The sequence below is a fragment of the Streptomyces sp. NBC_01268 genome (assembly GCF_036240795.1).
GTDB lineage: Bacteria > Actinomycetota > Actinomycetes > Streptomycetales > Streptomycetaceae > Streptomyces.
Map to the genome: position 1 here is coordinate 868,480 of NZ_CP108454.1, position 11,529 is coordinate 880,008.

12 protein-coding genes are annotated in these 11,529 nt (G+C 75.1%); all 12 read left to right on the forward strand.

The window, feature by feature from the left end; all coding sequences use genetic code 11:
- Positions 1–387: 387 nt before the first annotated feature.
- The 12 genes from OG309_RS03670 to OG309_RS03725 all read left to right on the forward strand — a co-directional run bounded on the left by OG309_RS03670 (position 388) and on the right by OG309_RS03725 (position 11,373).
- The gene (locus tag OG309_RS03670; protein ID WP_329418254.1) at positions 388–1,662 is read left to right on the forward strand and encodes a hypothetical protein; all 1,275 of its coding nucleotides are present in this window, start codon (positions 388–390) and stop codon (positions 1,660–1,662) included.
- 34 nt (positions 1,663–1,696) lie between these two features.
- Positions 1,697–2,122, forward strand: a complete 426-nt coding sequence (locus OG309_RS03675; RefSeq protein ID WP_329418255.1) for a phage tail protein — start codon at positions 1,697–1,699, stop codon at positions 2,120–2,122.
- A gap of 95 nt (positions 2,123–2,217) precedes the next feature.
- Complete coding sequence (locus OG309_RS03680; RefSeq protein ID WP_329418256.1) at positions 2,218–2,946, forward strand: CIS tube protein; 729 nt, start codon at positions 2,218–2,220, stop codon at positions 2,944–2,946.
- Positions 2,943–4,760 carry a VgrG-related protein gene (locus tag OG309_RS03685; protein WP_329418257.1) on the forward strand — a complete coding sequence of 606 codons (1,818 nt, stop codon included), beginning with the start codon at positions 2,943–2,945 and terminating at the stop codon, positions 4,758–4,760. The genes OG309_RS03680 and OG309_RS03685 overlap by 4 nt, the downstream gene beginning before the upstream one ends.
- Before the next feature lie 73 nt (positions 4,761–4,833).
- Positions 4,834–5,151 carry a PAAR domain-containing protein gene (locus tag OG309_RS03690; protein ID WP_329418258.1) on the forward strand — a complete coding sequence of 106 codons (318 nt, stop codon included), beginning with the start codon at positions 4,834–4,836 and terminating at the stop codon, positions 5,149–5,151.
- Positions 5,151–5,573: a GPW/gp25 family protein gene (locus OG309_RS03695; protein ID WP_329418259.1), complete on the forward strand. Its 423-nt coding sequence runs from the start codon at positions 5,151–5,153 to the stop codon at positions 5,571–5,573. Before OG309_RS03690 ends, OG309_RS03695 begins: the two co-directional genes overlap by 1 nt.
- Positions 5,573–7,546: a putative baseplate assembly protein gene (locus OG309_RS03700; protein ID WP_329418260.1), complete on the forward strand. Its 1,974-nt coding sequence runs from the start codon at positions 5,573–5,575 to the stop codon at positions 7,544–7,546. Before OG309_RS03695 ends, OG309_RS03700 begins: the two co-directional genes overlap by 1 nt.
- Positions 7,543–8,121, forward strand: a complete 579-nt coding sequence (locus OG309_RS03705) for a phage tail protein (RefSeq protein WP_329418261.1) — start codon at positions 7,543–7,545, stop codon at positions 8,119–8,121. The genes OG309_RS03700 and OG309_RS03705 overlap by 4 nt, the downstream gene beginning before the upstream one ends.
- A gap of 415 nt (positions 8,122–8,536) precedes the next feature.
- Entirely contained in the window at positions 8,537–9,256 is a 720-nt protein-coding gene (locus OG309_RS03710) for a zinc ribbon domain-containing protein (RefSeq protein ID WP_329418262.1), read from the forward strand.
- A gap of 109 nt (positions 9,257–9,365) precedes the next feature.
- The gene (gene dhaK / locus OG309_RS03715) at positions 9,366–10,358 is read left to right on the forward strand and encodes a dihydroxyacetone kinase subunit DhaK (protein WP_329418263.1); all 993 of its coding nucleotides are present in this window, start codon (positions 9,366–9,368) and stop codon (positions 10,356–10,358) included.
- Positions 10,359–10,363: 5 nt separating this feature from the next.
- A complete protein-coding gene (gene dhaL, locus OG309_RS03720; protein WP_329428110.1) occupies positions 10,364–10,972 on the forward strand; it encodes a dihydroxyacetone kinase subunit DhaL in 609 nt (202 codons plus the stop codon).
- Positions 10,969–11,373: a PTS-dependent dihydroxyacetone kinase phosphotransferase subunit DhaM gene (locus OG309_RS03725; RefSeq protein ID WP_329418264.1), complete on the forward strand. Its 405-nt coding sequence runs from the start codon at positions 10,969–10,971 to the stop codon at positions 11,371–11,373. The genes dhaL and OG309_RS03725 overlap by 4 nt, the downstream gene beginning before the upstream one ends.
- Positions 11,374–11,529: the final 156 nt, after the last annotated feature.

An 11,529-nucleotide genomic window follows, 5' to 3' on the forward strand; every position in this document is an offset into this window, starting at 1 on the left:
TCCGGGGCCCGGAACCCCGGCCCCGGCGACGGGGCGGGCGTAAGGACACCCAGCCCTTCCCCCTCCTCCGCCCCACGGGTCCCAGGCCGCTCCACCGACTCCAGCGCCCCGCCCCCTCAGCCTTCCGCCACGGCCGGCCCGCGGACCACCCGCCCTCCGACCACCCCCGCCGCACGGATCCCGGGCGCCTCCACCGCCTCCGGTGCATCCTCCATGCCCGCCGAGAGGGCGACCCAGAGGGCCGCGTCCGGCGCCCCTGCGCGCACCGGAGACGCCAGCTCCCAGGGTCCCGTCCCCCACCCACCGCACGGCCCCACCGGCGCCCCTCACGTCGTGGTGCGCCCCCGCGCCATCGGACCGGCCCCGATCGTCGCCCGAAGTCCCTTGATGCCCAGGCGCCGTGTGACCGCGGTGGCTCCCCCGGCCGCCTCCGCGTCCGACGCGCCCCCGGACACCCGGCCCGCCGTCTCCGCGCCCCCGGCCACACCCGTCGCCCGGCGGGCGAGCCGGACCTCGCTCGGCGCGCCCCTGGCCGGACTGCCGCCCACCGCCGAGCCGGCGGACGGCGGCGCGGCGCCCGGTCCGACGATGCCCGTGGTGCAGCGCCGGGCCGAGGAAGCCGCCGATGCCCCGGCCCCGTCCGGCACACGCCGGAAGGACTCGGCGAGCCCCGCGACCGACTCCCCGCCCGGGCCCGAGCCTCGCGTACGGAGCGGCCTCGGAGCTCCCCTGTCCGCACTGCCGCCGAGTGCGGCACTGCCCGCCGCCCCGCCGTCCGGGTCCCGCGTGGTGCGCACCGGTTCCCCCGCTGACGTGCGGCGCACCTCCGCGCAGCGGACGCCGCACGCGCCGCTGTCGGGAGAGGGCGGGGGCCCCGCCGTGCCCACCACCGCACCGAAGCCGCCTGGCGTCTCCCCGTCCGCCGCACCCCCGCTCGTGCAGCGTGCCGCAGGACCGGACGCGGGAGCGACCTCCGGTGCGGTGCCCCTCGTCGTCCCCGGGCCCGTCACCGACCGCGGCCACGGCAGCGACGGCGGCCGCCTCGTGACCCCCACGCCCGTCCTGCGGCTGCTGTCGGCCCGCCAGTTGTCTCCGGGGCTGGATGCCGGTGACACCGGGGCGTCGGCCGCGTCCCGCGAGGACCCGACGACTCCCGGTCCCGTGGTCCCCGCGCGCTGGCCCGACCCTCCGCCCGCGTCCGCACCACCGGTACAGCGCGCGACGGACCGGCCGCGGGCGGCGCCGAGCGGGCCGAGCTCCGCCCGTACGCCGGTCTCCGCCGGCAGCGGCCCGGGCCCGTACCGTACGCCCCTCCCCGTGACCGGCCCCCAGCCGCCTCCCCTCGCGGTCCCCCCGGCCCCGGCGCCCGCGGGGAAGGGCGGCGCGCCCCCGAGCCGCCCGGTTCCCGTGGCGCGGCCCGCACCCGTGCAACGCGCCACGGGCGGCGCCGAACCGGACCCGCCGCCCGGCGCCGCGCGCCCGGTCCAGGCGGCCGCGGCCGCGGCCAGGAGCGGCAAGGCCCGTGAGACGGCGCCGCAGGGATCGGACACCGAGCTGGACGATCTGGCACGGCGGCTGATCGATCCGGTCGCGCGCCTGCTGCGCACCGAGTTGCGGCGCGGGCGCGAACGCGCGGGCAGGCCCTTCGACGGGCGTCGCTGAGCAGACGGACGAACGAGAAACGGACGGCGGACCGATGACCGACAGCATCTTCGCGACCAGCGTGTTCTTCCGGCTGGCGATCGGCGGCAACGACCTGGGCGCGTTCCACACGTGCTCGGGCATGGGGGCCGAGGTCGAGATGGAGAGCTACGCCGAGGGCGGCAACAACGGTTTCACCTGGCAGCTACCGGGGCGCGTCACCTGGTCGAACATCACGCTCACCCGGCCGGTGACCGCGGACACGGCGAAGATCGGGCGCTGGCTGGACGAGACGCTGCGCAGGGTCGAGCCGAAGGACGGCGAGATCGTGGCGCTGCGGCCCGATCTGAGCCGGATCATCAGCTGGCAGGTCTTCGGGATCGTGCCGGTGCGGTGGCAGGGGCCCTCGTTCGATCCGGCCCACTCGGAGGCGGCGGTGGAGACCTTGGAGATAGCCCACGCGGGCCTGCTGCCCTCCTGAGCACCCGGCCGCCGCCCCCGCTCCCGCCGCCCACACCGCACCTGGTTCCGCCCTCGCCCCCGCCCCACGTCCGCCCCGGAAGGGAGTCCCCCACCATGCCCGCATCGGCTCGCGCCAGTCGCGCCAGGGCCCAGCTCACCCTGAAGGAGCCGCCCGCCTCCGTCGGGACGAAGCCCGGCGGGACGATCGCGCGGCTGGACCTCCAGTTCAACCCGTCGTCGCTGGAGCTGCGCAAGACCACCGAGTGGCGGCGGTCGCCGTCCCGGATGGCCGGGCAGTCGGCGCTGCCGGAGTTCGTGGGCAGCGGGCCGCGCGCGCTCAGCCTGGAGGTCTTCCTGGACGCCACCGCGACGCACGACAACTCGGTGGAGCAGGCGGTGGAGAAGCTGATGAAGGCGTGTGTGCCGACACCGGCCAGTCTCGGCCGCAAGAAGCCGGCGAGTCCGTGGGTGCGCTTCGAGTGGGGCAACGCGCGGACGACGTCGTTCGACGGGGTGCTGTCGAGCCTGTCGGTGACGTACACGCTGTTCGACGTGGACGGGAAGCCGTTGCGGGCCACCTGCGCGCTGTCCATCGAGGAGGCGAGCGTCGACCCGCCCGGCCAGAACCCGACGTCGGGGGCGCGCACCGCGCGCAGCACGCACACCGTGGTGGCGGGCGACAGCCTGGCGATGCTGGCGTGGCACGAGTACGGCGACGCGACGGCCTGGCGGGTCATCGCGGAGGCGAACGGGATCGACGATCCGATGGCGCTGGTGCCGGGAACCGAGCTGGTGGTGCCGGGGATGCGGGACGCGGACGACGACGAGGAGGAGGGGCGATGAGCGCGTCCGACGCCGGGGGCCGGTCGTTCGCGGCCGATCCCATCGTGGAGGCCCCGGGTGAGCTGCCGGCGGTCTGGGCCGCACAGTTGGTGAGCTGTGTGGTCGACGAGAACGTGGCGCTGCCCGACACGGCGGTGCTCACGTACCGCGACCCCGACCACGAGTTCCTCCGCTCCACCGGCATCACGATCGGCAGCCCGTTGAAGGTGTCGGTGGTGACGGTGAAGGGGCCGGCGCGGGAGCGCCTGTTCCAGGGCGAGGTGACGGCCCTGGAGCTGGACCGGGACCGGACGGGTTCGTTCACGGTCGTCCGCGCGTACTCCAAGGCACACCGGCTGCAACGGGGCCGCAAGGTCGTGGCGTTCCGGAACATGACGGCGGCGGCCATCGTGCGCAAGGTGGCGGCCGGGGCGGGGCTCGCGGTGGGGAAGGTGGAGGCGGCGCCCGTCACGTACCGGCAGCTGTCCCAGGCGAACGTGTCCGACTGGGACTTCCTGCAGTTCCTGGCCGCCGAGAGCGGCGCCCAGGTGCGGGTGGACGACAAGGGCCTGCTGCAGTTCACCCGGCCGGTGAAGGCCTCGGGCGCGCCCGCCCCGTCGACGTCGGCGACGCGCCACCCGATGGTCCTGGAGTACGGGCGCAACCTGCTGGCGCTGCGGGCGTCGCTGTCGGCGGCCGACGGGGCGGCGCAGGTGCGGGTGCGCGGCTGGGACGTGACCACCAAGCGGCCGCTGGTGGCGGAGAAGGCGTCGGTGGTGAGCGACACGGTGGTGCCGGGGCTCGGCCCGCAGGCCGCCGCGCGGTTCGGGGCGGCGACCGTGACGGTGACCGACACGCCGTACCGCACCCAGGCGGAGACGACGGCGGTGGCGGGGGCGACGGCGGCGCAGATCAGCGCGGGCTACGGCGAGTTGGAGGCGGTGGCCGAGGGCAATCCGCTGCTCCGCGCGGGCAAGGCGGTGGCGCTGGGCAACGTGGGTCCGGCGTTCTCCGGCCGGTACACGGCGACGGCCGTGCAGCACGTCCTGGAGCCGCACGGCGGCTACCGCACGACCGTCTGGGTCAGTGCGAGCGCGGACCGTTCGCTGACCGGTCTGGTGACGGGCGCCAACGCCCCGGGGCGCGGGCCGCGCATCCCGGGTCTGGCGATCGGCGTGGTGACGGACGTGCGGGAGCCGAACGGCTCGCAGCGCGGAGCGGTGCGGCTGCGCTTCCCCTGGCTGGACGACACGTACGTCACGGACTGGGTGCGCACCGTGCAGTGGGGCGGCAAGGGCGGCGGCGGGGTGGTGAGCCCGGAGGTGAACGACGAGGTGCTGGTCGGATTCGAGCAGGGCCTGCTGGACAGTCCGTACGTCATCGGCGGCCTCTACAACGGCGTCGACGAGCCGTCGCCGCACGACGTGCCGCTGATCGACCGGACCAGCGGCAAGGTCAACCGGCGCTCGGTGGTGTCCCGTTCGGGCCATCGCGTGGAGCTGCTGGACGCCCCGGCGCCCGGACCTTCGGGGCTGCGCCTGGTGACCGGGGACGAGCGGCTGGAGGTGCGGCTCGACGACCGGCGGGACCGGATCGAGGTCACCGTGTACGCCGGGCGGAACCGTCCGGTGAGCTCCGTCCTGCTGGACCGCGACGGCATCACCCTGGACGCGCGGCAGGGCACGGTGAAGGTGACCGGCCGCGAGGTGGACATCGACGCCACGGCGGGCGTCCGTGTCGGCGGTCGGACGGTGCGGGTGGCCGGCACCGCGGACGTCACCGTCGACGGCGGCCTGCTCGCCGTCCTCAAGGCCCGACTCATCCGCATCAACTGACCTCCGTTCCAGCCCACTTACCCCTGCCACCCCCTACCCCTCCCCCCCTCCCCCTCTCCCCCAGGAGTCCCTGATGCCAGCCGCGGCCCGTACCGGCGATCCGACCGACCACGGTGGCCGGATCGCGACTCCGCCGCCCGGTGCCGCCGCGAGCGTGGCGACGGTGCTGATCGGCGGACTGCCCGCCGCCGTGGTGGGCAGCCTGCACGTCTGCGTCGTCCCGCCGCACGCCGCGACGGGACCGGCCAACGTGGTGCTGCCCAGTCCGGCGGGACTCGCCTCGGGCGCGGTCCTGATCGGCGGGCTGCCGGCGGCGCGGGCCCGGGACCGGACGGCGTGCGGCGCGACGATCCTCACGGGCGCGCCGAACGTGCTGATCGGCGGCGTGTGATGAGCGAACGGTTCATCGGCCGCGGCTGGGGCTACCCGCTGCGGGTCGGCCCCACCGGCGGGATCGTGATGGTCGAGCGGGAGCGGGAGCTGGAGGAGGCGATCCGCCTGGTCCTGGGGACCGCGCCCGGCGAGCGCCCGATGCGGCCCGAGTTCGGCTGCGGCATCCACGAGTACGTGTTCGCTCCCGGCGACGGCGACACCGCCGGACGGGTCGCGCAGCGGGTGCGCGAGGCGCTGGAGCGGTGGGAGCCGCGGATCGTCGTGGACGAGGTCGTCGTGGCCTTCGACTCCGTGGACGCGGGCACCCTCTACATCGACGTGCACTACACGGTGCGCACCACCAACGACCGGCGCAATCTGGTCTTCCCCTTCTACACGATCCCCTCCGAGGAGGGGACCGGGAACATGGCCGAGGACTGATGGCACTGCCCTCCCCGAACCTGGACGACCGACGGTTCCAGCAGCTCGTCGACGAGGCGAAGCGGTACGTGCAGCAGCGCGCCCCGGAGTGGACCGACCACAACGTGTCCGATCCGGGCGTCACCCTGATCGAGACCTTCGCGTACCTCGTGGACCAGCTGCTGTACCGCCTCAACCGGGTCCCGGACAAGAACTACCTGGCCTTTCTCGACCTGTTGGGCATTCGGCTGTTCCCGCCCTCGGCGGCCGTCGCGGAGGTCGACTTCTGGCTGTCGGCGCCGCAGCCCGACGCGGTGACGCTGCCCGCGGGCACCGAGGTGACGACCGTGGCGGGCGGTCCGGACGAACCGGACGAGGGCGTGGTCTTCGCGACGGTGGACCATCTCCGCATCATTCCCAGCGAGTTGACGCGTCTGGTGACCGCGCCCCGGTCCGGCGGCCAGACCGACGTGACGGGTCGGCTCGCCGAGGGGCGGGACATACCGTGCTTCCAGGCGGCACCGGAGCCCGGCGACGCGCTGCTGTTCGGACTGCCGACGCCGGTGCCGCGCTGTGTGGTCGCCGTGCGCCTGGACAGCCGGGTGCGGGGCGTCGGTGTCGACCCGCGGCAGCCCCCGCTGGTCTGGGAGGCGTGGGACGGCGGCCGGTGGCGGCGCTGCGAGACGGGTTCCGACAGCACCGGCGGGCTGAACCGGCCGGGTGAGGTCATCGTGCACGTCCCCGCCGGGCACACCGCGTCGGTGATCGCGGGGACCCGCGCGGGCTGGCTGCGCTGCCGGGTGACGGAGGCGGAGCCCGGCCAGCCGTTCTACTCGGAGTCGCCCACGGTGCGCGAGGCCGCCGTCTTCACCATCGGGGGCACGATGACCGTGGAACACGCCGAGACGGTGACGGACGTGCCGCTCGGCATCTCGGAAGGGGTGGCGGGGCAGAGCTTCCGGCTCGGCCGCCCGCCGGTCCTGCTGGACGGGGAGCCGCCGCGCGTCGAGGTGTCGTCGCCCGAGGGGTGGCAGCGCTGGCAGGTGGTGGAGCACTTCGGGCGCTCGGGCCCGCAGGACCGGCACGTCCGGGTCGACGCCACCCTCGGCGAGTTCACGTTCCCGCCGGTGCTGCGCGAGCCGGACGGCACGCTGGGCGCGCGGGGGGCCGTGCCGCCGAAGGGCGCCCACGTGCGGGTGGCCCGCTACCGCACCGGCGGCGGCCCGTCGGGCAATGTCGCCCGGGGCGCGATCTCGGTGCTGCGCAGCTCCGTCCCGTACGTCGCCCGGGTGGCGAACCGGGAGGCCGCGCGTGGCGGCGTCGCCGGGGAGACGCTCGACAACGCCAGGCTGCGGGCCCCGGAGGCGCTGCGCATGCAAGAGCGCGCGGTGACCGCGGAGGACTACGAGATCATCGCCCGGCAGGCGGCGCCGTCGGTGCTCAGGGTCCGGTGCCTGCCCGCGTCCGCCGAGGGCGGTGCGGGAGCCGTACGGGTCCTGGTGGTGCCGGACGCCGTGCCCGACGAGGGCGACCGGCTGCGCTTCGAGCAGCTGATCCCTACCGACCAGGTGCTCACGACGATCACCACGGCACTCGACGAGCGGCGCCTGATCGGCACCCGCCTGGTCGTGGAGCCGCCGTTCTACCAGGGCGTCACCGTGGTGGCCCGCCTGTCCGCGCCCGCCGGGGAGACCGACCGGGTGCGGGAGGCGGCGCTCGCCGCGCTGTTCCGGCACCTCGATCCGCTGCGGGGCGGCCCCGAGGGCACGGGGTGGGCCTTCGGGCGGCCCGTGCAGTACGGGGAGGTGTTCGGCGTCCTGCAACGCGCGGTCGGGGACGTGCTGGTGGAGGAGATCCGGCTGTTCGCCGCGGACCCGGTCACCGGGCGGCGCGGCGCACCCGTCGACCGGATCGACATCGGCGCGGGCGCGCTGGTCTTCTCCTACCAGCACCAGGTCGTCGTGACGGCGTTGCCCGACGAGGAGCGGTCATGACGCGGGCCGCCGTCCCGGACCTGCCCAGCCGTCACCCGATCGGCGAGCAGCTGCCCGCGATGTACGCCGAGGACGACTTCGCGCAGCGCTTCACGGCGGGTCTCGACACGGTCCTGGCCCCGGTCTTCGCGACCCTGGACAACCTGCCCTCGTACTTCGACCCGCGCCTGGCCCCCGACGACTTCCTGTCCTGGCTGGCCTCCTGGGTGGGCGGCGTCGACGACCCCCGGTGGCCCCTGGAGCTGCGGCGCGAGGCGGTGGCCGGCGCGGTCGAACTGCACCGGCGCCGCGGCACCCGGCGCGGACTGGTCGACGCGCTGCGCCTGGTGCTCGGCGTGTCCGCCGAAGTCCACGGGGACGGAGCGGCCACCTGGTCCAGGACCCCTGGCACCCCCCTTCCGCCGTCACCGGCGGAGGAGATCCTGATCCGGGTGTGGCCGGGACGCGAGGCGACGGTCGACGCCGACCGGGTCCGCGCGCTGGTCCGCACCCTGTGCCCGGTCCACACGGCCTGCCGGGTCGAGGTCCTGCCCGGCGCGCCCACCCGAGCCGAAGGAGACGAACCCCATGCGTGAGTGCCCGGCGTGCGGCGCGCCCAACGGCGTGACCGACGACTTCTGCGGCAACTGCGGTGCGTACCTGGGCTGGTCGGACGGTTCCTCGGCCCCGGGGAGGCCGACCGCGCCACAGACGGACACGGACGCTCCGGGCCCCGATCCGACGCCGGAAGGGCAGCAGGCCCCCCGGGACCGACAAAAACCGGGCACGGACACGGACACGGGCACAGCCCCAGGCACGGATACACACCAGGGCAGGGATACACACCCACCAGGCGCAGCCCCCGCCCACCACGAACCCACACCGGCACCGGAGGAACCCCTCTCCCCCCAGCCCCCCGCCCAGGAGACGGCACCCCGCCCCGTCCAGGAGACGGCACCCCGTCCCGTCCAGCCCGCGAGGGCGGTCGCGGCGCGTCCGCAGGTTCGTGCGGTGCCGCTGGAGGAGGTGGTGGCCGGGGTGCCGTGCCCGGCCTGTGGGACGCCGAACGCACCGGACCGGCGTTTCTGCCGCCGGTGCGCGGCGCCGCTGACGCCGACCGTGGCACCGGCGGCGCTGCCGTGGTGGCGTACGGTCTGGCCGTTCCGCCGCAGGGTGCGGACGGGCTCGGGCCGGGCGGTGCGCTTCCTGACGGTCCTGGTCGTGGTTCTGGCGCTGTGCGCGGCGGCGCTCCTGCTCCTCCCGGCCGGCCGGGACCTGGTCGAGGACACGCGGGACAAGCTGGGCAAGGCGAAGCCGGTGACGCCCACCGGCGTACGGGCGAGTGCGGAGGTGCGGGGGCACCCGGCGGCCGACGCGACCGACGGACTCAGCAACCGCTACTGGGGGGCGCCCGGCGCGGGGGCCTCGGTGACGTACACGTTCGCCAAGCCGTTCCGGCTGGTGGACGTGATCGTGACGAACGGGGCGTCGTCGGCCCCGGAGCAGTACGCGCTCCAGGGCCGAGCGCTGCGCATCGAGATGGAGGCGAAGACGAAGGACGGCGGGACCGTCCACACGTCACTCGCTCTCAGCGACAAGCCCGGGCCGCAGACCTTCCCCACCGGCATCAGCGACGTGACGACGGTCAGACTGGTCCTGGACTCGCCCGCGGGTCTCGCGGGGGGCCGCCATCTGGCCCTGGCGGAGGTGGAGTTCTTCCAGCGGGGCTGACGCGGCCGGTTCCGGTGGCTCGCCTCGCCGATCTCCGTGACCTTCCCGCCCGCAAGGTCGATACTGCCGAGGTCACAGGTTGATCCGCCGGCCCCACGAGGAGACACCCTTGAGGATGTTGATCAATGTTCCGGAGACCGTGGTAGCGGACGCGCTGCGCGGGATCGCCGCAGCGCACCCGGAGCTGAACGTCGATGTGGAGAACCGGGTCGTGGTGCGGCGGGACGCGCCGGTGGCCGGGAAGGTGGCGCTGGTGTCGGGAGGCGGTTCGGGGCACGAGCCGCTGCACGCCGGGTTCGTGGGGCCGGGGATGCTCGCGGCGGCGTGTCCGGGCGAGGTGTTCACCTCGCCGGTGCCGGACCAGATGGTACGGGCGGCGGCCGCGGTCGACAGCGGCGCGGGGGTGCTGTTCGTCGTCAAGAACTACACGGGTGACGTCCTGAACTTCGAGATGGCCGCGGAGCTCGCCGAGGACGAGGGCGTGCTGATCGCGAAGGTGCTGGTCGACGACGACGTGGCGGTGACCGACAGCCTGTACACGGCGGGGCGGCGGGGCACCGGGGCGACGCTGTTCGTGGAGAAGATCGCCGGGGCGGCGGCCGAGGAGGGTGCGCCGCTGGCGCGGGTCGAGGCGATCGGGCGCCGGGTGAACGAGCGGTCGCGCAGCTTCGGGGTGGCGCTCAGCGCGTGCACGACCCCGGCGAAGGGCTCGCCGACCTTCGATCTCCCCGAGGGTGAGCTGGAGTTGGGCATCGGGATCCACGGGGAGCCGGGCCGCGAGCGCCGTCCGATGATGACCTCGCGCGAGATCGCGGACTACGCCGTCGATGTCGTCCTGGAGGACCTGCGGCCGAAGGGCCCGGTGCTCGCGCTGGTGAACGGGATGGGCGCGACACCGCTCCTGGAGCTGTACGGGTTCAACGCGGAGGTGCAGCGTGTGCTCGGCGAGCGCGGCGTGGCGGTGGCCCGCACGCTGGTCGGCAACTACGTCACGTCGCTCGACATGGCGGGCTGCTCGGTGACGCTGTGCGAGGCGGACGAGGAACTGCTGCGCCTGTGGGACGCGCCGGTGCAGACGGCCGCCCTGCGCTGGGGCCGGTGAGCGCGATGGACGACATCGACCACGACGCCGCGTTCTTCCGGAGCTGGCTGGAGAAGGCGGCTCAGGCCGTGGACCGTGAGGCGGACCGGCTGACCGAGCTGGACTCGGCGATCGGCGACGCCGACCACGGGGTCAACCTCAAGCGCGGCTTCGCGGCCGTCACCGCGACCCTGGACAAGGAGGAACCGGCCACGCCGGGGGCGGTGCTCGTGGCGGCCGGGCGACAGCTGATCTCCACGGTCGGCGGCGCGTCGGGCCCGCTGTACGGGACGCTGCTCCGGCGTACGGGCAAGGCGCTGGGCGACGCGGATCGGGTCTCCCGCGCCGCCCTCGCGGAGGCACTGCGCACGGGAGTGGCCGCCGTGTCCCAGCTGGGCGGGGCGCAGGTGGGCGACAAGACGATGCTGGACGCGCTCGTCCCGGCGGCCGAGGCGCTCGGCACCTCGTTCGAGGCGGCCCGGGAGGCCGCGGAGGCGGGCGCGCTGGCGACCGTACCGCTGCGCGCGCGCAAGGGCAGGGCGAGCTACCTGGGTGAACGTTCGGTAGGGCACCAGGACCCGGGGGCGACCTCGTCGGCGCTCCTCATCGGCGCACTCGCGGAGGTGGCGGCATGAGCGGACGCGTGGGAATCGTCCTGGTCTCGCACAGCGCGGCGGTGGCCAGGTCGGTGGCGGAGCTCGCCCGGGGCCTGGCGGGCGGGGGTGACACGGCACCGATCGTGCCCGCCGGCGGCACCCCGGACGGCGGCCTGGGCACCAGCTCGGAGCTGATCGCCGAGGCGGCGAAGGCCGCGGACGGCGGCGCCGGGGTGGCCCTCCTGGTCGACCTGGGCAGCGCGGTCCTCACGGTGAAGGCCCTGCTGGCCGAGGGCGACGAGCTGCCCGAGGGCGCCCGCCTGGTGGACGCCCCGTTCGTGGAGGGCGCGGTGGCCGCACTGGTGACGGCGAGCACCGGAGCCGATCTGGACGCGGTGACGGCGGCGGCATCGGAGGCGTACGCGTACCGCAAGGAGTGACGGAGACCGGCACCCGACGACGGCGGGGAGGGCTTCGGGGCCGGAGCGGGGGTGGGGGTGTCCGGACGTGGCGGCGCCCGTAACGAGCGAAGCGAAGTGAAGCGAAGTGAAGCGAAGTGAAGGTCGCAGTCCGGACACCCCCACCCCCGCGGAGGC

Excerpts from the sequence above, each read along its gene's own strand:
- OG309_RS03670 (WP_329418254.1), top strand. The coding sequence starts at position 388 with ATGCCCAGGCGCCGTGTGACCGCGGTGGCTCCCCCGGCCGCCTCCGCG.
- OG309_RS03675 (WP_329418255.1), top strand. The coding sequence starts at position 1,697 with ATGACCGACAGCATCTTCGCGACCAGCGTGTTCTTCCGGCTGGCGATC.
- OG309_RS03680 (WP_329418256.1), top strand. The coding sequence starts at position 2,218 with ATGCCCGCATCGGCTCGCGCCAGTCGCGCCAGGGCCCAGCTCACCCTG.
- OG309_RS03685 (WP_329418257.1), top strand. The coding sequence starts at position 2,943 with ATGAGCGCGTCCGACGCCGGGGGCCGGTCGTTCGCGGCCGATCCCATC.
- OG309_RS03690 (WP_329418258.1), top strand. The coding sequence starts at position 4,834 with ATGCCAGCCGCGGCCCGTACCGGCGATCCGACCGACCACGGTGGCCGG.
- OG309_RS03695 (WP_329418259.1), top strand. The coding sequence starts at position 5,151 with ATGAGCGAACGGTTCATCGGCCGCGGCTGGGGCTACCCGCTGCGGGTC.
- OG309_RS03700 (WP_329418260.1), top strand. The coding sequence starts at position 5,573 with ATGGCACTGCCCTCCCCGAACCTGGACGACCGACGGTTCCAGCAGCTC.
- OG309_RS03705 (WP_329418261.1), top strand. The coding sequence starts at position 7,543 with ATGACGCGGGCCGCCGTCCCGGACCTGCCCAGCCGTCACCCGATCGGC.
- dhaL (WP_329428110.1), top strand. The coding sequence starts at position 10,364 with ATGGACGACATCGACCACGACGCCGCGTTCTTCCGGAGCTGGCTGGAG.
- OG309_RS03725 (WP_329418264.1), top strand. The coding sequence starts at position 10,969 with ATGAGCGGACGCGTGGGAATCGTCCTGGTCTCGCACAGCGCGGCGGTG.